The sequence below is a fragment of the Paenibacillus sp. LS1 genome (genome assembly GCF_026013365.1).
Lineage (GTDB): Bacteria > Bacillota > Bacilli > Paenibacillales > Paenibacillaceae > Paenibacillus.
In genome coordinates, this window is record NZ_JAPDOE010000011.1 from 53121 (window position 1) to 72694 (window position 19574).

Annotated in this window: 19 protein-coding genes; 17 read left to right on the forward strand and 2 right to left on the reverse strand. The window is 48.2% G+C overall.

All coding sequences use genetic code 11. The annotated features are described in order from the left end of the window. Positions 1–194: 194 nt before the first annotated feature. The 9 genes from OM416_RS25980 (at position 195) to OM416_RS26020 (ending at position 9064) form a co-directional block, all read left to right on the forward strand. Positions 195–863: an RraA family protein gene (locus OM416_RS25980; RefSeq protein ID WP_264934315.1), complete on the forward strand. Its 669-nt coding sequence runs from the start codon at positions 195–197 to the stop codon at positions 861–863. Continuing rightward, positions 860–2443 carry an ABC transporter substrate-binding protein gene (locus OM416_RS25985; RefSeq protein WP_264934316.1) on the forward strand — a complete coding sequence of 528 codons (1584 nt, stop codon included), beginning with the start codon at positions 860–862 and terminating at the stop codon, positions 2441–2443. Before OM416_RS25980 ends, OM416_RS25985 begins: the two co-directional genes overlap by 4 nt. 140 nt (positions 2444–2583) lie before the next feature. After that, complete coding sequence (locus tag OM416_RS25990) at positions 2584–3393, forward strand: carbon-nitrogen hydrolase family protein (RefSeq protein WP_264934317.1); 810 nt, start codon at positions 2584–2586, stop codon at positions 3391–3393. A gap of 47 nt (positions 3394–3440) precedes the next feature. Beyond that, positions 3441–4373 carry an ABC transporter permease gene (locus OM416_RS25995; protein ID WP_264934318.1) on the forward strand — a complete coding sequence of 311 codons (933 nt, stop codon included), beginning with the start codon at positions 3441–3443 and terminating at the stop codon, positions 4371–4373. A 2-nt stretch (positions 4374–4375) separates the two neighbouring features. Continuing rightward, complete coding sequence (gene nikC, locus OM416_RS26000) at positions 4376–5278, forward strand: nickel transporter permease (protein ID WP_264934319.1); 903 nt, start codon at positions 4376–4378, stop codon at positions 5276–5278. 74 nt (positions 5279–5352) lie between these two features. Next, positions 5353–6330, forward strand: a complete 978-nt coding sequence (locus OM416_RS26005) for an ABC transporter ATP-binding protein (RefSeq protein ID WP_319951933.1) — start codon at positions 5353–5355, stop codon at positions 6328–6330. Then, positions 6327–7298 carry an ABC transporter ATP-binding protein gene (locus OM416_RS26010; RefSeq protein WP_264934320.1) on the forward strand — a complete coding sequence of 324 codons (972 nt, stop codon included), beginning with the start codon at positions 6327–6329 and terminating at the stop codon, positions 7296–7298. The genes OM416_RS26005 and OM416_RS26010 overlap by 4 nt, the downstream gene beginning before the upstream one ends. Positions 7299–7357: 59 nt before the next feature. Next, positions 7358–8101 (forward strand): creatininase family protein, encoded by a 744-nt coding sequence (locus OM416_RS26015; RefSeq protein WP_264934321.1) that lies wholly within the window; start codon positions 7358–7360, stop codon positions 8099–8101. Between the two features lie 27 nt (positions 8102–8128). Then, a complete protein-coding gene (locus OM416_RS26020) occupies positions 8129–9064 on the forward strand; it encodes a dipeptidase (protein WP_264934322.1) in 936 nt (311 codons plus the stop codon). Between the two features lie 79 nt (positions 9065–9143). On the opposite strand, the gene OM416_RS26025 is transcribed toward OM416_RS26020, so the two are convergent. Beyond that, positions 9144–9710 (reverse strand): TetR/AcrR family transcriptional regulator, encoded by a 567-nt coding sequence (locus tag OM416_RS26025; protein ID WP_264934323.1) that lies wholly within the window; start codon positions 9708–9710, stop codon positions 9144–9146. A 203-nt stretch (positions 9711–9913) separates the two neighbouring features. Between OM416_RS26025 and OM416_RS26030 the strand changes: the two genes are divergently transcribed. Together OM416_RS26030 and OM416_RS26035 are read left to right on the forward strand one after the other, a co-directional pair. Then, the gene (locus tag OM416_RS26030; protein ID WP_264934324.1) at positions 9914–10840 is read left to right on the forward strand and encodes a ketopantoate reductase family protein; all 927 of its coding nucleotides are present in this window, start codon (positions 9914–9916) and stop codon (positions 10838–10840) included. A gap of 71 nt (positions 10841–10911) precedes the next feature. After that, complete coding sequence (locus OM416_RS26035; RefSeq protein ID WP_264934325.1) at positions 10912–11328, forward strand: DUF4395 domain-containing protein; 417 nt, start codon at positions 10912–10914, stop codon at positions 11326–11328. Positions 11329–11436: 108 nt separating this feature from the next. Here OM416_RS26035 and OM416_RS26040 read toward each other — a convergent pair whose 3' ends face one another. After that, positions 11437–12153, reverse strand: a complete 717-nt coding sequence (locus OM416_RS26040) for an NPP1 family protein (protein ID WP_264934326.1) — start codon at positions 12151–12153, stop codon at positions 11437–11439. Positions 12154–12672: 519 nt separating this feature from the next. On the opposite strand from OM416_RS26040, the gene OM416_RS26045 reads away from it, so the two are divergent. The 6 genes from OM416_RS26045 to OM416_RS31970 all read left to right on the forward strand — a co-directional run bounded on the left by OM416_RS26045 (position 12673) and on the right by OM416_RS31970 (position 19476). After that, on the forward strand, positions 12673–13554 hold the full coding sequence (locus OM416_RS26045; protein WP_017690659.1) for a diacylglycerol kinase: 882 nt from the start codon (positions 12673–12675) through the stop codon (positions 13552–13554). Between the two features lie 622 nt (positions 13555–14176). Then, positions 14177–15943 carry a 23S rRNA (uracil(1939)-C(5))-methyltransferase RlmD gene (gene rlmD / locus OM416_RS26050; protein ID WP_264934327.1) on the forward strand — a complete coding sequence of 589 codons (1767 nt, stop codon included), beginning with the start codon at positions 14177–14179 and terminating at the stop codon, positions 15941–15943. Positions 15944–16454: 511 nt separating this feature from the next. Then, entirely contained in the window at positions 16455–17354 is a 900-nt protein-coding gene (gene cysD, locus OM416_RS26055) for a sulfate adenylyltransferase subunit CysD (RefSeq protein WP_264934328.1), read from the forward strand. Between the two features lies 1 nt (position 17355). Then, positions 17356–19029: a GTP-binding protein gene (locus tag OM416_RS26060; RefSeq protein WP_264934329.1), complete on the forward strand. Its 1674-nt coding sequence runs from the start codon at positions 17356–17358 to the stop codon at positions 19027–19029. Positions 19030–19075: 46 nt separating this feature from the next. Beyond that, the gene (locus OM416_RS26065) at positions 19076–19372 is read left to right on the forward strand and encodes an S-layer homology domain-containing protein (protein ID WP_264934330.1); all 297 of its coding nucleotides are present in this window, start codon (positions 19076–19078) and stop codon (positions 19370–19372) included. Beyond that, positions 19315–19476: an S-layer homology domain-containing protein gene (locus OM416_RS31970; RefSeq protein WP_413775830.1), complete on the forward strand. Its 162-nt coding sequence runs from the start codon at positions 19315–19317 to the stop codon at positions 19474–19476. The genes OM416_RS26065 and OM416_RS31970 overlap by 58 nt, the downstream gene beginning before the upstream one ends. Positions 19477–19574 lie beyond the last annotated feature (98 nt).

Sequence of the window (19574 nt, forward strand, 5' to 3'; positions counted from 1 at the left end):
GAAGGCCCTATCGATAACACATTTTTACGACAAGGATCGATAGTTTTCCCCTATTCCTCGATTGGAATTATCTATATGCTAATGCATTGACTGCCAAGGAAAGGCAATGCTATCCTCTTCATTAAGTTAAATTCATAGTATTCTTATATGATTTATTATTTACCATTTTAGTAAGAGGGGAGAGAATTCATCTTATGTTTCGCATTGAGCCAAGAGTACAGGGGGTTACCGATGAGCTGCTAGAGCTGTATTCGGATATTAGTCCATCAACAATCGGACATATGACTGATTTTGGTTTTCTAAATGGATTGCAGCCACTGTTCCGTCCCATTCGATTGCTGGGCAATGCCGTCACTGTACGCATTCCTCACCTTGACGCATCGGCAATCCGTCACGCCTTTGAAATGGCCCAGCCGAACGACATTATCGTTGTGGATATGTCAGGCGATGACCAGCGGGCATGCTGGGGTGAATTTGTAACGTATGCAGCATTGGACAAAAAAATTGCGGGAGCGATTATATCTGGCTGTGTGACCGATGTTCGTCCGATTACAGAGCTGAGATTTCCCATTTTCTCCAAAGGCATTAGTGCACTAACCACTCGTTCATTGCAGCTTGAGGGCGAGGTTAACACACCGGTGAGTGTCAGTGGCGTTAGTATTCAGCCCGGTGATCTAATCGTTGGTGATGATGATGGTGTCTTTGTTATTAATCCGCGCTACGCCAAGGAGATCGGGGTCATTGCCCAGGACAAGCAACGTAAGGAAGAGCAACGCCGGCAGGAACTTGGGTATGGGAAGCTCCTTGCAGCCCATTCCGCACATCACGAGGCAACAGACCATGAAGGGGGAAGCACGAAATGAAAAAAAGACCTTTTATCCACAAGTTTAGCGGTATCCTGATTGCCTTATCACTTTTTGCCGTTGGCTGTGGCAACGGGGCCGATTCCAACACGAATAGCAATTCATCTGCAAGCAATAGCAGTGGCTCAGCCGAGAACGCTTCGCTCAAGGGTCTGACCATAGCTCTAACAGGGGATGCCATTGGCTTCGATCCCCAGAACTCCACCGATTCCATCTCCAGTTTTATTAGTTATCAGATCTATGACCGTCTGGTTACCTTCAATGACAAGCTTGAGATTATCCCACAGCTGGCCGAGAGCTGGGCAACATCCGACGACGGCAAAACATGGACCTTCCAACTACGCCAAGGTGTGACGTTTCAGGATGGAACCCCCTTTAATGCAGAAGCGGTAAAGACGAACTTTGATCGTCTGATCAATCCGGATAAGAAGCTTTCCCAATATGCAACGCTGGGGCAGTTCATTGAATCCGTCACCGCAACGAGTGATTCCGAGGTTGTGTTTCAGCTGAAAGAGCCGCAAGACGCATTTTTGAACAATATTGCAGTGACCTCCGGTAGTATTATTAGCCCCAAATCCATTCAGGAAAATGAAGAAGGTATTGCCAAAGAACCTGTAGGCACAGGTCCCTTCAAGCTCAAGAGCTGGAGTTCAGGTAATGAGGTTGTGCTTGAAGCCAATGAGCAATATTGGGGTGGCCAACCTGGTGTAAGTGGCATTACGTTCAAGACCGTAACTGAAAATGCCGCTCGTGTCATTATGCTTGAATCCGAAGAAGCTGACATCATCGATAAAGTGCCAGCTACAGACATTGAACGCCTGTCCAATGATAGCAACTTTACGGTGAATACCCGTTCTACCAACCGTGTGGGGTATATCGGCATTAACACGAAGCATGCACCATTTGATGATGTGAAGGTTCGCAATGCTCTTAATCTGGCGATCGACCGCGAAACGTTGGTCAAGAAACTGTATGAGGGACGGGTTGAAGTCGCCACTTCGTTTATTTCTAAAAATTCCTTTGGTTATGCGGATGTAGGTGCCTACGCTTACGATGTGGAAGCCGCGAAGAAGCTGCTGCAAGAAGCAGGTGTTGCGGAAGGAACGCCACTGCGTATTATTCTCGCAGCCAATACAGTTCAGGATCGTCCTGCTGCTGAATTCGTACAGAACAGCCTTCAACAGCTGGGATTCAAAGCAGAGCTACAGGTGCTTGAACTTGCGTCTTATCTCGATGCACTCAAAAATCCGGACAGCTATGATCTATTTGTCCGAGGCGCGTCATCCGTTACTGGTGACGGGGATGCTTTGCTTAGGGACAGTTTCCTCTCCACAAGCAAGTCCAATTACGCCTTCTACAACAATCCTAAGGTAGATGAACTCATTCTTGCAGGTGGTCAAGCGCTGGATAAGGAAGAACGCCAAACTGCGTACAATGAGGCTCTGCAACTGATTAAAGCGGATGCACCATGGATTCCACTGTACGAAGATAGTGTTCAAGTCGGTTATTCGAGCAAGGTTGAGGGCATTACATTCCTGCCTTCCCTGTTATGGGATCTGCGTGGTGTGAAGTTCAAATAAGCAGAAGGGTGCCGTGCAGACGGCACCTTTACCATATGTGAAGCAATGAATGAATGGACGTATGAACGAATTAAAGTACGAATCTATGATTGAAGTGAAGATGATGTTTTGCAAAAAAAATTAGGAGTGTGAGTACAGCAATGACCTTTCAACTCGTTATGGCACAGTTCGGGTCGTCCAGCACCAAGCAGGAGAACCTGGATAAAGCAGAAAAAGCACTAGAGGAAGCAACGCGTATTCATCACGCAGATATCGTTGTTTTCCCGGAAGCCTTCATGAGCTTCTACCAAATCGGGACACCGCGGGAACAGAAGCTGGAAGATGCAGAGCCGCTCGAAGGGCATTTCTCCACAACGATGCGCGCACTTGCCAAGCAATATGGTGTCTGGGTTGTATTCGGTACGCGGGAGACGACGGAGGATTCCGATGACGATCGGGTATATAACACGGCTGTCATCATTGATTCCGATGGGGAGATCGTAAGCAGCTATCGTAAAACCCATCTATACGATGCTTTCGGTGCGAAGGAATCACGTGATATTAAACCGGGCACAGCATTGTTCGAACCGATCGATACGCCTTTTGGAAAACTGGGATTGTTCGTATGTTATGAGCTGAGATTTCCGGAGATTGCTCGTTACCAAGCACTGCATGGTGCGGACATCATTCTGGTTCCATCCGGCTGGGTACGCGGACATGTCAAAGAGCAACATTGGGAAACACTCGTCACTGCACGAGCACTGGAAAATACCGCATATGTCGTTGCCGTGAACCAAATCAACGAGTTTTATATCGGGCAGAGCCTGATTGTTGACCCGATGGGGGTTGTCGTTGCACGTGGCGACGAGACGGAGACATTAATTCCTTACCGCATTGACCTGGAGCGGGTTCACGATGTTCGTGCCAAGCTCCCTTCCCATTTGCATAGACAAGCTCATTTGTACGGCTAACCGTCAGGATGGCCTGAACCGGGCAATCAGCCAGGAAGGAGCACAACGTGTTTAACTATATTCTGAAACGATTGCTTCAAATGATACCTACCTTAATCGGTGTTTCTCTCCTCTCGTTCGTCATCCTTCAGCTTGTTCCCGGTGATCCGGCAGAGCTGATTGCCGGGATGGATGCGAGTCCGGAGGAAGTTCAGATCATTCGGGAGCGGCTGGGCACGGACAAACCGCTGTATGAGCAATATGTGCAGTACAATCTGCAATTGCTGAAAGGTGATCTTGGCACATCGATGCGTTCGGATAATCCGGTCCTTCAGGAAATTCTGGAGCGTTTTCCGAACACGGTGATTTTGACATTGCTTGCCACGCTTGTAACGGTTGTCATTGGCTTATTTACCGGTGTGATCGCTGCAACCAAGCCAGGTAGTGCGCGGGATCACGCTTCAATGGCCTTTTCGTTATTCGGCATATCGATGCCGGTGTTCTGGCTAGGCATTATTCTGATTCTTGTTTTCGCATATTATATTCCCATTCTGCCTTCTGGAGGCAGTAGCGAGTTTAAGCATTTCATACTACCTGCGCTTGTACTTGGCATATCCTCCGCTGCTGTACTTGCCCGCCTGACGCGATCCAGTATTCTTGAGGTGATCAATCAGGATTACATTCGGACAGCCAAAGCCAAGGGAGTACGCGAGTGGCTCATTATTTATAAGCATTCACTTAAAAATGCCTTCGTGCCTATCATTACCGTCATTGGAATGGAAATCGGCAATCTGCTGGGTGGAGCGGTGCTGACGGAGACGGTATTTTCGATGAACGGCCTAGGCAGATATATCATTCAATCGATTCAATTCCGGGATTACTCGGCTGTACAGGGGAGCATTCTGTTTGTCGCCTTTATTTTTGTCATTATTAATCTGCTCGTAGACCTGTGTTATGCCGCGGTAGATCCGAGAATACGCTATGACCGGAAGGAGGCATAACCATGAGTGAACCCAAGGCTGTGCCCATATCCGTCCAGGTAAGTCCAACAGCTGCACCCATCAGAAGTGGATTGTTAAGGCAGATTCTGAAGAGGGTAGGCAGCAATAAACGCTCGATGATTGGCCTATGGATCGTCACCTTGTTTATTTTGATCGCGATTCTGGCGCCATGGATTTCTCCGTATGATCCACTGGAACAAAATATGGATAAGCTGCTGCAATCACCGTCTCTCAGTCATCCATTAGGAACCGATGAGTATGGAAGAGACATGCTCTCGCGTATCTTCTACGGTTCACGTATTTCGTTGATGGTCGGCATAGTTGGTGTGGTTATCTCTGTCGTATTTGGCGTTGCACTTGGTACAATCGCTGGTTATTTCGGGGGCAGAATCGAAGCGCTGATTATGCGCATTACCGATATTTTTATGGCTTTTCCAGGCTTTTTGCTCGCGCTGGCCATCGTTAGTGTTCTTGGACCCGGCATGATGAATCTAATGATTGCCATCGGCATATTCTCAGTTCCATCGTTCACTTGGATCTCCCGCAGTGCGGTGCTCTCCATTAAGAGCAAAGAGTATATTGAAGCTTCGAGATCCATGGGAGCGAAGCATAGCCGAATTATTTTCAAACATATTATTCCGAACAGTATCGCTCCAATCATCGTGCTCTCCACGTTGCGGGTTGCAACGGCTATCCTGTCTGCCTCCGGACTGAGCTTTCTGGGGATGGGGGCTCAACCGCCTTCACCGGAGTGGGGGACCATGCTGAGTACGGGCCGGGAATTCCTGCGCGCTGCACCTCATATCTCTATCGTGCCAGGTGTGGCGATTATGCTTGTTGTCCTGGGCTTCAATATGCTGGGGGATGGACTGCGCGATGCGCTTGATCCCAAGATGAAGGTATAGTTCGCTTCACGAGGAATGGCAGCAGACAACAAGAGCGCAGCTTACTGTACCGGAAATGACAAGGAGGGCTCGCGTTGAAACGCAAATTACTTGAAATGAAGGCACTAAAGACGTATTTTCACACAAGCGAGGGTGTCATTCCTGCAGTAGACGGTGTCGATATTACGATCTATGAAGGGGAGACGGTTGGTATTGTTGGTGAGTCTGGTTCTGGCAAAAGTGTTACCTCGTTAACCGCCATGCGATTAACGCAAGGAAAGGTTGAAGGCTCCGTTACCTTCGATGGCAAAGACATTCTTGCCCTCTCCGAGAAGGAGATGCGAACCGTAAGAGGTAACGAAATGGCGATGATCTTTCAGGAGCCGATGACTTCGCTCAATCCGGTGTTCACGATTGGTGACCAGATTCGGGAAGCGATTCGCAATCATCGGAAAGTCAGTCGATCCGAGACCAAAGAGAGAGCGATCGAATTGTTGCGCCTTGTCGGTATTCCACGTCCTGAGCAGATTCTGTATGAATACCCACATCGCTTGTCTGGTGGCATGAGGCAGAGGGTTATGATTGCCATGGCAATGGCCTGTAGTCCGAAGTTGCTCATTGCCGATGAGCCAACTACCGCGCTGGACGTTACCATTCAAGCGCAAATTTTGGAGCTCATGCAGCAGCTGAAGGCTAGCGAAGGGACTTCCATTTTGCTGATTACCCATGACCTCGGCGTTGTTGCGGAGATGTGTGACCGTGTAGCCGTGATGTATGGTGGTCAGATTGTTGAAGAGTGCGATGTACTGACACTATTTACGAATCCGAAGCATCCCTATACACAGGGGCTGATCAAATCGATGCCAACACTCGACACCAATGAACGCAGGCTCTATTCCATTAAAGGTAGCGTTCCCCCGCCTGGCAGTTTGAGACAAGGCTGTCGTTTCAGCCCCCGCTGTGAATATGCGCAAGATATTTGTCATGAACGGCTGCCACAGCTGGAGACGGTAGAGGACGGACACACAGCCAGATGCTGGCTTCATGCAGATGCGAAGGAGGCGATTCAATGAATGAGCCGCTACTTGAGGTGAACAATCTGAAGAAGTATTTTCCGATCAAGAAAGGCGTTTTTAATCGTACGGTGGGACAAGTGAAGGCCGTAGACGGTCTGAAGTTTACGATCTATAAAGGGGAGACACTGGGGCTCGTTGGAGAGAGTGGATGCGGTAAATCAACAACAGGTCGGACATTACTACAGCTTCTTCGTCCAACAGAAGGTGAAATTATCTATGAGGGACGAAACATGGTTGGACTGCCGCCAGAAGAGCTGCGCAAAATGCGGAAAGATATGCAGATGGTATTTCAGGACCCGTACGCCTCCCTCGATCCCCGCATGACTGTAGGCGAGTTAATCGCTGAGCCTCTTGATATCCACCAGACAGCAACTGGTAAAGAACGAGCCAGACGTGTAGATGAGTTGTTGGAAATTGTCGGCTTAAGCAGCCGTCATGCAGACCGCTATGGTCATGAGTTTAGTGGGGGACAGCGACAGCGGATTGGTATTGCCAGGGCACTTGCTTTGAATCCGAAGCTCATCGTTGCCGACGAACCTGTATCCGCGCTGGATGTTTCCATTCAATCACAGATTATTAATCTTCTTCAGGATTTGCAGGAGCAATTCAAGCTGACCTATTTGTTCATCGCCCATGATCTAAGCGTGGTTAAACATATTAGCAGTCGTATTGGTGTGATGTATCTGGGCGGCATCGTTGAGCTTGCGGATAAAAAAGACTTATTCGAAGCACCATTGCATCCCTATACACAGGCGTTATTGTCGGCAGTACCTAGTCCGAACCCGCTGATCAAGAAGGAGCGAATTGTGCTACAAGGGGATGTGCCCAGTCCAGCCAATCCGCCTTCCGGGTGCAGTTTTCATACGCGTTGTCACGCGTGCATGGATGTTTGCCGGACGGATAAGCCGGAGTTGCAGGATGTGGGAGGTCGCTACGTCGCCTGTCATCTGTATGCCAAAGCATAAGCGAAGCATTTGAAGCATTTATTTTTATTCATATAACTATACCGACAGGAGAGATCACGATGACACAGAGCCGTAAACTTAGAGAGATTAGCTGGACGGTGTTCGAGGAATATAAGAAGCAAACGGAGCTTGTGATTATCCCCGTAGGCGCAATCGAGGTATATGGTCCTCATCTGCCCCTTGGCTCGGATGGTCTGCTTGCGGATCGGTTAGCCGAGTTGGTAGCCGAACGTGTCGGTGCGGTTATTGGACCAACGGTGGAAGCTGGTGATTCCAATGTCCTGAATGATTTTCCCGGAACCATTACAATTCGTCCGGAAAGTCTGAAGGCGTATCTTGGCGATATTGTACATAGTGTGATTACATGGGGGTTCAAACGTATCCTTTTCATCAATGGTCATGCCGGTAATGTCCCGGTGATTAATCAGATTGTTCATCAGCTTCGGGAACAGCATGGTGACGTGCAGGCCGCGCAGATTGATTGCTGGCGATTCATCAAAGCACAAGATCATGGCATATCCGAATCCGGCAAATGGGCTAACGGTCACGCGGCGGAGATTGGCACCTCAGTTCTGCTGCATCTGCACCCTGAGCTCGTAAATCAGGATAAGATCGCAGATGAAGTGCCTTCCTATGAAGATTCTTTTCCGGAGATCGTGAAATATGGCCGCCTTTCGTCCATCTCCAAGTCTGGTGTGGTCGGTTCTCCGTCATTCGCTACCAAGGAAAAAGGTGAGGCATTGGTTCAGCAATCGGTGGATCGCATTGTTCAATTTCTTCATGAGGTCTGGAACATCAAATGATAATGAGTTTCGAGAGGAGCATAATCTGTGCGCATTATAGATCTGCATTGTGATTCGCTGTTTAGAATATGGCTTGCCAAGGGTCAACTCTCCTTCCATGACGCACCTGAGCTAGAGACCAGCAAACAACGCCTGATCGAAGGTGGGGTTAAGGTGCAAGGATTCGCAGTGTTCGTGCCTCCCAATCTGAATGATACGGAGAAGTTTCAATCTGCGCTGGATCAGATCCACTATTTTTATGAGGAAGTGTTAGAGAAAAATCAGGACATCAAACATATCACCCGCTGGCGTGATATTGATCAGTTGCAGGAGCATGAGATCGGTGCCTTTCTTACACTGGAAGGGGTTGATCCTATAGGGAATGACCTCCATAAGCTGAGCATTCTGTATCGCCTTGGAGTCCGCTCGGTCGGCTTGACCTGGAACTATGCCAACCTTGCTGCAGATGGGGCTTTGGAGTCTAGAGGGGCGGGGCTGTCCGCATTTGGACGTAATATCATTGAGTTTAACAATAAGCATAAAATCCTGACGGATGTCAGTCATTTGAACGAACGCGGTTTCTGGGATACCCTCGACATTGCCGACTATCTGATTGCAAGTCATTCCAATGCAAAAGCGGTATATGATCACCCTCGGAGCCTTAGCGACGAACAGGCCAAGGCACTCTTTGCCAAAGATGCTACGGTACATGTGGTCTATTTCCCTGAGTTTATCAAATCTGCTGAAGAGGGTAACGCTACGATCGCTGATCTGATCAAGCATATTGATCATTTTTGCTCCCTTGGAGGAGTAAGCCATATTGGTCTGGGTTCTGATTTTGACGGGATCACCAGCCATGTTGAGCAGCTCGAACATGCAGCCCAAAGCCAAAATCTGATTAATGAGTTGCTTAAACATTATTCGGAAGAGCAGGTTCGGGGCTTTGCCTATAATAATTTCCTGCGGCGTGTGAATTCGCTGTAGGCTTGATATTAAGCTGTAGGCGGGAGATTAATGGACGTCCTCTACGCCTGCATAGATTATTTTTCAGGAGACAGGGTGTTCATTTTACTGCTAACGCAGGCAGGCTCAGATGGAGTTCCAGCAACGCGATTAACTGGTCAACCATCTCTTCCACAGGATAAGGCATAGCATTCATGATCCACCATTCCACCAGACCAACGGCAGCAGAAGCAAGAAACTGTGTCGTGATCTCCTTACTCATACCTCCCTGGACGCCGCACGCATTCATTTGTTCCTCAACGCCCTGAACCATAAGCATCATCAACTTGCCTCGGAATGCAGGAATCCCTTCTTTGGTTAGAAGCGTGCTATAGATGGCTGCATGTTCTTCGAGATGATGGAAGGTGCGGAGCAGGGCGTCCTTCGCAGTTAGCGGAGTCTGAAAATGATCATTCATGCAGGCTTCCACCAATTGTTGCAGATAGTTCTCAATGCAGCGGTCCAGCAGATCAAACTTGTCTGTATAATGCAAATAGATCGTTCCCCGGTTAACATTGGCTCGATCAGCAATGTCATTGATGGTCATTTGCTCGAAATCCCTTTCTGCCAGCAATCCCACAAAAGCCTCCATAATGGCCTTTCTTGTTTTTAGCACGCGTCTGTCCATGGCGTCCTCCTTTAATATTTTATATCGCTGCTATTTCTCAAATTTTTTATGATTATCAACAATAATGAGTATTTCGTTGATTATTGAACGAAAGCGGATATTTTAGCGATTGAAGCACGCCAGTTGCTTTGATACTCTTATTTTATCAACAAATGTTCATAAAGCAACGAATATTGATAAAATATGAAATAGAGGGATAGCCAATGAAGATATTAGTGTATGGTGCAGGTGTTTTGGGCAGTCAACTGGCGCAAGTTCTGGTGCGTGGTGGCAATGATGTCACTATTCTGGCTAGAGGTAAGCGGGCAGAGGAGCTGGAGAAGGATGGAATCGTTATCCGGCATGTTTTCCAATTCAAAACGACAGTTGATCCGGTTCGGGTAGCCAGAACGTTGGAGGTAAATGACCAATATGATCTGATTTTTGTTGTCATGAAATACAACGATTTTCCTTCCGTGTTACCTATTCTGGCAGAGAATAAGAGCAGCAATATTGTGATCGTGGGAAACAACGCAGATGCACGAAGTATGCAGACCTATCTGGAAGAGCAAAGTCCGAGGGGAAAACAGGTCGCGTTCGGATTCCATGTAAGTGGAGGTAGGCGTGACAAGGACCGCATGTTATCCATCGGTGGAGGGAGCGCACAAATGGTGATCGGCAGTCTGGACGGTGAGATAGGCTTCAAACCTTTGCTGGATCAAGCTTTCCAACGTGTGAAATACAAGTTAAATTATTTAAGCGATATTGATGCCTGGCTGAAAAGCCATATCATCCCCATTCTAATGCTTAATGCAGTGAGTTTTAATGAGCAGTTTGAGTTAAAAAAACTGGATGGCAACAAGCGGCAACTTGTGCATATGATTGAGGCGATGGATGAGGGTATCAGCGTACTGGAGGCTATGGGTATATCGGTTATACCAGAGATTCAGGGCAGATTGATTCGTAAACATAAACGCATGTTGTATCTATTATTGAAAATCTATAGCCTTCTTCCGATGCATAAACTTTTAGCTGGTGTTTTTGGTGAAATCGAAGCGTTAAGTGACGCATTCACGGATTGGAAAAAGACAACAGGCACCCCGACTCCCCATTGGGATGTATTGAAAAGAGATTTTACTCGCCTTAAATGAAATGTTGCTCATTGCCCCAATACCGACTACAATAAAACCAACTAATAAAATGGGGATAAGGAGATATGCAGATGCGGGAAGTGCCCATGCGCTATGTGAAAGCGAATCAGGTTGGTATTGTATTGTTTGTTTTGCTCTCGTTTGTGTTCAATCCTCTGGTAGTTCTGGGGGTGCTGTGGGTCATTCAGGTGGTTGGGCTGGCTTCCGGTGGCAAATTGAATCTGTTCGTACAAATTGGCAAAGCCGTGCTGACTGGTAAAGGTACAGAAACGCAGGCGGTGGAGCTACAGCGATTCAACAATATTCTGGCCGTGCTCTTCCTGTCTCTGGCACTCATCTCGTTCTCGCTAGGCTGGGTAGTCGCAGGTTATGTATTCTCCGTCATGCTTCTCGCGGCTGCAAGTGCGGCTCTGCTGGGTTATTGTGTGGGCTGCACCGTGTATTTCTGGTACAAACAGCTGCGCGCAGGCAGAAAAATCGGATTTTGAGGTTGGCTGAAGCGATAAGAAGACAGGGCTGAAAAGGTAAGCTATCGATTCACGATAGCCTTAAATGAAAATCCCCTCAAGTGAGTTGTTCACTTGAGGGGATTTTTTTTATCTAAACCAAGCCTTGTTCAGATTGTTCGTGAAATTGTTATCGTTGAAGGGCACGTTGGCACTGCCAAAGTCCGTGGTGTTAAGTGCATTTCGTGCCGCAGAAGTCAGGTCGTCCCATCCGATCAAAGGCTGAGTTCCACCAACAGCGCTGGTAACGCCGAGCTCATGGTTTAGCGGCCAGGTACTATTATAGGAAATCAACGGATGGTTACCTTGTGTGTTGGTATTGCTTGGTGTGACGTTGGTGAACTGGCCGTGACCGGAATACGCGATGGAGAGGATTTGGGGATTGGCCGCTGCCGGATTATCGACCCACACGACGATTCCTTCCCAATCATGACGATGGCCGAGTCCGGAGGAGGGGGAGTCTTTGGGAAAATACCACGAATACATGATGGCCCATGCCCCATTATGCCAGGCGGAACGGGAGTAGACCTGTCCTGTACTTGAGCTACAGTTTCCATTCGATGACCCGGAGGTATTCAAGCCAGCGCTGGTATTGCCCTGTTGGTCCACTGCGGGGAAAGGCACGCATCCATGATAGACTTTTAGAAAAGGTTGAAAAAGCTTAGCTGCTTGTTGCGTTACGGTGACTGGTGTGACTTCCTGGAATCCGACAACCTGATCATGATTAATTTCTGCCGCTTCAACAATGGTGACCCAAGGAACACAGGCCATAAGCGCAACCATGAGCATTAACACGAATTTTTTCATTCACAGTTCTCCTTCATGGGTATGATGTGGTGCGGGGGTTGAGGGTGCACTAAGACTATAGTCGAAAAAGGTTTATTTTATTTATCTTTTCATCTTAAGATTTGTAAATTTGTAGCATATCTATGTCATAATAATATGAAAGTACCGAAGACTAATTCTTGCCCAAGCGGGCAGAATGGTTGATTAATGAGACTATTTTACAAAAAAGGTAGTGGAACAGATTCAAGATAGGTATGAGAGGTTTATTGGGTAATAGGCAGATTAGCGGGTACGGATATGTTAAAATATACTTATACATTACAGGCTAGGACATCTTTACATTTGATGATATGATAGGAGTTAAAGGCTTTGGAATGAGACGGAATTCCTGATGCATAGATATAGGTAAGACGAAAGATTAGAGCAGCATTAACGGAAGTTCATTATTGTGTAAAAAATATGCCCTTTTGTGGACTCGTGCAACGTAAGAATATGAGGTCGTTCAGACTCATGGATAATGTGGAATAGGTGGCGTATGAGATGAAAAAAGCTCGCTTAATATATAATCCGACCTCAGGCCGGGAAGAAATGAAGAAACGTCTGGCTGATATTTTGCAGCGTTTGGATCAAGGTGGTATTGAAGCTTCATGTCACGCAACAACGGGTGAAGGTGACGCAACCCGGGAAGCTGAACTTGCGATCGAGCGCGGCTATGACATGATTATTGCTGCTGGCGGCGATGGTACGTTGTATGAAGTCATTAACGGTATGGCTGAGCGAGAGAATCGTCCTCCGTTGGGTGTATTTCCGTTGGGGACGACGAATGATTTTGCACGTGCACTAGGCATTCCGAGACAGTGGGAAGATTACGTGGATCTGGTTATTAATCAGCAGCTTCGTCCGCTCGATCTGGGCAAAGCGAATGATAAGTACTTTATCAACATCGCCGGTGGTGGATCATTGACTGAACTGACCTATGAAGTACCGAGTCGTCTGAAAACGATGATTGGGCAACTGGCCTATTATATGAAGGGTATTGAGAAAATGGCGAGCCTGTCTCCACAGGAGCTGATTATTCGCGCCGACGGTCAGGAAGAGATTCATGATGAATTCATGTTATTCCTTATCGCCAATACCAATTCAGTCGGAGGCTTCGAGAAGCTGGCTCCAGGTGCAACCATTGATGATGGTCTGTTCGATGTGATCGGTGTCCGCAAATGTAATCTGGCCGACATGATCCGCCTTGTAACGCTCGCTTTGCGTGGGGAGCATCTGAACGACAAGAAAGTGGTTCATTTCCAGACGAGTCATATGGAAGTTACGTCCCCGGGATATGTGCAACTGAATCTGGATGGAGAGTTGGGTGGAACATTGCCAGCTACATTTACGAATTTGCGTCATCATCTGATGTTGTATCGTTAAACTTGGCACTTGGCGCAGAATGTGGTCGCTTGCGGAAAGCAGTGATGCGTGAGAAGTGGTTGTATAGCAATCGCACAAGTGATGAGGAGAGTTGGATTCAGCTCTGCCGTAAGGCGAGATGGAAGTGCATTTTCCAGTTGCTGTGTATGGTGGGATCGCGTATAATCTCATGTGGTCACCCGTGTGTTGAGCTGTTACAGGGCACATTGTAGTGATTGAGTAAACATGAACAGCGAACAGTGAGTATTGAACAGTGAAGGTTAAAAGTGCGGGTCTAGTTCGATGGTACTGCGATGTGGTAGACCGTACTGAATGTAACAGTTGGTCGAGTGCCGGCTGGGGGCTAACGAACTCAGAAAGCCTTAATGTGGCGAAATCGCCGAAGCTGCGAATCTAACGAATCTCAGCGTCGTTATTTTGGAGAAAATGACCGAAAAAGGTCGGAAAACACCATCCGAAGATGATATAACGTTTCTGAAGTTCATTAGAAATTCGGAACGTTATTTTTGATGTGAATAAGGTGTGACAGGTTCGTTAGAATCCGGAACAGAGTGAAAAAAGAGATTTCTCCCTCGCCTGCATAGGCAAGGGTACTATATAAGAAGAAAGAAGTGAATGTACGTTGTCTAATACGAACCGCAGCGGTCGTGGAAAAAACCGCCGGAATTCGGCTGCCTCTCAGGGGCAAGGGAACGCTTCAGCGTCCCGTCAGCCAAGTCAATCATCTCGTCCATCTACACGTCAGCAGGGAAAAGAGGTGCGGCCACAAGGCGCATCTCTTTCTGCCGTTCGTTCAAAGGGGAGAGCGCGTGAATCTGCACCAATCGAAGGTCTGCCCGTTAGCAAAAATGAAGAGACCGTCATCGACATCATTGGCATGAACCATGACGGCGAGGGTGTAGGTCGTGCGAATGGATACACGCTCTTTGTGCAGGGTGCGCTTCCAGGTGAAACCGTGCGTGTGCGCGTGATGAAGACCAAGAAGCAGTATGGTTACGCCAAACTGCTGGAGATCGTGAAGGCAAGCCCGGATCGAGTGTCTGCGCCTTGCCCGATCTATGATCAGTGCGGCGGCTGCCAGATCCAGCATATGAGCTATGCCGGACAGCTTGCGTGGAAACGCCAGTTGGTGATAGATAATTTGCAGCGGATTGGCAAGTTGAACGTGATGGTGGAGGATGCAGAGACGTTGGAATCCAACGCGCAGAATGATAACGAGGGCGCCGAACAGCGTGTGCATGATGACGCGAATCAGATAACTGGACCGGCTACATCTGAAGTGCAAATGATCGGCAGTAATCGTATTCGACTTCGGCTCGAAGGTGTCATGAACGAAGAGGATGCGGAGCAAGGCATTCGTGTGCTGCCTACGATGGGTATGGACGAGCCGTGGCGCTATCGGAATAAGGCACAGGTGCCGATTGGAGCTACCGAGGGCGGTCTGGTAGGTGGTTTTTACGCTAAAGGAAGTCACCGGATCATCGATATGGAGAGCTGCCTCATTCAGCATGAACACAATGACGAAGTGGTCGCGAAGGTTAAGGAGATTGGCAGTCATTTTGGAATCAGTGCATATAACGAAGAGACAGGTCGCGGTTTGTTGCGCCACGTGGTTGTGAAGAAGGCGTTCCGTACAGGCGAGATGATGCTTGTTCTGGTCACCAATGGCCGAGACATTCCGTACAAAGACGAATGGATTGGCAGTATCCGTGAAGCGATTCCACATGTAGCGAGTATCTGCCAGAACGTGAACAAGAAACAGACCAACGTCATCTTTGGCGATGAGACACGCATCCTGTGGGGCCGTGATGTAATCTACGATTATATCGGTGATGTGCAGTTTGCGATCTCAGCGCGTTCGTTCTATCAGGTGAATCCGGTGCAGACGGAAGTACTGTATGGCAAAACGGTAGAGTACGCAGGACTGACCGGCAAAGAAACTGTGATAGATGCCTATTGCGGCATCGGGACGATCTCTCTTTTCCTCGCGCAACATGCGGATCAGGTGTATGGGGTAGAGATTGTGCCTGAAGCGATCGAAGATGCGCGTAGCAATGCGCTCTTGAACGAGATGCGTAACGTGAAGTTCGAAGTTGGTGCTTCCGAGGACGTTATTCCGCGCTGGAAAGAACAAGGCATTGAAGCAGACGTGATCGTTGTCGATCCGCCGCGTAAGGGCTGCGATCCACGCTTGCTGGAAACGATTCTGGAGATGAAGCCAGAGCGAGTGGTGTATGTGAGCTGTAATCCGAGCACATTGGCACGTGACTTACGTGTGCTGGAGGATGGCGGGTATCGCACGGTTGAGGTAACGCCGGTGGATATGTTCCCACATACGGTGCATGTGGAGTCGGTGGCGATGTTAGTTAGGGATAATTACAGATACTAAGAACAATTGATATCTAAGAGATTATCGTCTGATGCAAATATCCTTGGTTTATATAACAGAGTACTCGAAGCAGAATTACCGAAAATATGCTTAAGGCTCTAAACCAAAGAAGACTAACAGATGATAAAGAAATGAAAGACGCTGGGAAGAAATTTACCCAGCGTCTTTTTTGTCAGTTTGCCTTTTAATCTATACTAAATCGATTCTTGAATTTATCTGCCGCGGCTTCTGCTTCTTCCGGGCGGCAGCTTTTTCAAATTCCATGGCCCTCAATCATGATTGTAATAGAGATCGATAACCAACCGATTCCATTTGAAGCTCATCACAAATCATTTTCGTTCAGGCGATTTTATTATAAGACGGAACCGCTACTCAATGCTGAATATTGTCGATCCAATACATAGACATCATGAATTTTACTTTTTTCCACTTTGCAATAAAGATGGAATCTGATAGGATAAGTTTATAAATACGATGGTTTTAGTGAGGATTAAAAGGAGGCCGCCTTGCCATGCAAGAATTAACACATCTGGATCAACTTGAGGCTGAAGCGATATACATTATCAGAGAAGTAGCAGCGGAGTGCGAGAAACCGGTCATGTTGTATTCCGTCGGCAAGGACAGCTCGGTCATGCTGCACCTGGCCCTAAAGGCTTTCTACCCCGAAAAGCCGCCGTTCCCATTCATGCATATCGATACAACCTGGAAATTTAAGGAAATGATTGAGTTCCGCGACCGAAAGGCAAAGGAATTTGGTATCGAAATGATCGTGCACTCTAATGAAGAGGCTATTCAACAAGGAATCAACCCCTTCGACCATGGTTCCGCATATACCGACATTATGAAAACCACAGCCCTGAAGCAGGGATTGGACAGATACGGATTCACGGTTGCGTTCGGTGGCGGAAGACGTGATGAGGAGAAGTCGCGTGCGAAGGAGCGGATTTTCTCGTTCCGGAACAAGAATCACTCGTGGGACCCGAAGAACCAACGTCCGGAGATGTGGAAGCTGTTCAATACGCGAATCAACAAGGGAGAGAGCATTCGAGTCTTTCCGTTGTCCAACTGGACTGAGAAGGATATCTGGCAATACATTCGTCGGGAGAACATCGATATCGTTCCGCTTTACTCCGCGGACGTAAGACCGGTCGTTAATCGTGACGGGCATATCATCATGGTGGATGATGAGCGGATAAAGCTTGAGCCGGGCGAGAAGGTAGAGATGAAGAAGATTCGCTTCCGCACGTTGGGTTGTTACCCGCTCACGGGCGGAGTCGAGTCCGATGCCGTTACGCTGGATGAGATCATTGAGGAGACATTGGGTGCGTTATCTTCCGAACGGACCAGTCGGGTTATCGATCAAGAAGCGGCGGGAAGCATGGAACGACGCAAACGGGAGGGCTATTTCTAACATGAAGAGTCTACTTAAATTCATTACCTGCGGAAGTGTGGATGATGGCAAGTCCACGCTGATCGGACATATGCTCTATGAGGCCAAGCTGCTGTTCGCCGATCAAGAACGCGCGCTTGAGCTCGATAGTCGATTGGGAAGCCGAGGCGGCAAAATCGACTACTCGCTGCTCCTCGATGGTTTGCTGGCTGAACGCGAACAAGGGATTACCATTGATGTGGCATATCGTTATTTTACGACGTCTCATCGTTCCTTCATCGTGGCGGACACCCCGGGACACGAAGAGTATACGCGTAACATGGCTGTAGGCGCTTCCTTTGCCGATCTAGCCATCATTCTAGTGGACGCTACCAAAGGAATCATTACCCAGACCAAACGCCATGCCCGGATCTGCGCCCTGATGGGGATCAAGCATCTCGTATTGGCTGTGAACAAGATGGATCTGGTTGGCTTCGATCAGAGGACGTTCGAGGCGATTAAGGAAGAGTTCATCCAAACGACGGCTGAATTCCAAATCAAGAGCATCCAGGTCATTCCCGTGTCCGCTACGGAAGGGGACAACATTACAACCCAGTCGCCGAATGCACCCTGGTACGAGGGGTTAGCTTTATTGCCTTATTTGGAAAGTATAGATGTTCATACTACCGATGATACGAAGCCTTTCATGATGCCGGTTCAGCGTGTAAGCAGACCGGACCATACGTTCCGTGGGTTCCAGGGCCAGATCGAGGCTGGAAATATTTCGGTCGGAGACGAACTCATGACTCTGCCAAGTCGGGAGAAAGCCAAGGTTAAGCGGATTTTGGTGACGGACCAAGCTCAGGATTCGGCTTATGCTGGCCAACCGGTTACGATACAACTGGACCGCGAAGTTGATGTCTCGCGGGGCTGCGTGCTCACGACGGACAATCAAGTCCAAGAAGCTGACAGCTTCGCTTCTACGATCCTGTGGATGGACGATTCCGTCCTGACTCCGGGCAAACATTATTGGGTAAAGGTCGGAACGAAGACTCTTCCAGGCACAGTAACGGCGATTACCCATAAAATTGACATTAACACGGGCCATACCGTTCCGGCCGATCAAATTGTTAAGAACGAATTGGCCAAGTGTGAATTCACGCTGTCAGATCAGATCGTCTTCGATTCCTTTGAACACAATAAGAGCATCGGAGGTTTTATCCTCATTGATCGTGTCACCAACATGACGTCTGCTTGCGGAGTCATCGATCAAGCGCTGAAGGGAGAAAGCCGATTTGCCACGCTGGATACGGGGATCACGAGAGATGTTCGCGCCCAGCAGAAAGGACAATCTCCGCTCACGGTCTGGTTTGCTGGCTCGGATACGGTAGCTCTCGCCAAGGAAGTGGAGAAGCGACTAATGTCATCCGGTTACCATACGATGCTGCTTGAGAGCGTCAGTGGAGAAACGCTCCGCGGTACGGCGGAGATGGCAAAGGTGTTGAACGACGCCGGTCTGATCTCACTGGTATCCCATGATTCTATCAGTGCGGGCGAACTTGAGACAGCTCGAGAGATCATCGGGGGCAAAGGATTTATCGAAGTTAACGCGGACGAGATCGGCGGAATGTCCACCCAGGATGCCGCGAAATCCGTGTTTAAACGAGTCGTGCAATCCGTTATCGATCACAGTCCTTCGAATAACTACGACATTTAATAAGCATGTCCGATAAAGCGGTTGCCGATCAGGCAGCCGCTTGTTTGTGCTGTCTAACAGCTTAACGAACAGTCTGTATTCAGTGGTATGGCACCCGTTGATGTTCAAAGATGTAGAAAATCATTGGGCTAAGGATGTTGTCAATGATATGGGATCTCGCCTCATTGTGAATGGCATTGGTAATGATCTATACAATCTAAATACGGATATGACACGTGCTGAATTCGCAGCGATTATGATGAAAGGACTGAAGCCAGTTGATGGCAAGGCGCGCCTTTTGCAGATGTGGATGCTTCCGCTTGGTATCATTCCGCTGTTGCTGCAAGTATTGAAGCAGGTGTGATCAGCGGCGGAGGAGCACATGAACTGGCTTCGAAAGCCAACATCACCCGTGCTGAGGTAGCAGCTATCGTCCAAAGAATATTGAAGGCTTCTGACTTGATTTAAAGCACCAAAAGGGTTCCCCCATGCAGGAAGAACTGCATAAGGGGAGCCCCTTTTTGTCTTTGTTTAAATACCATCCATTAACTACAGTAGTCTAAAAC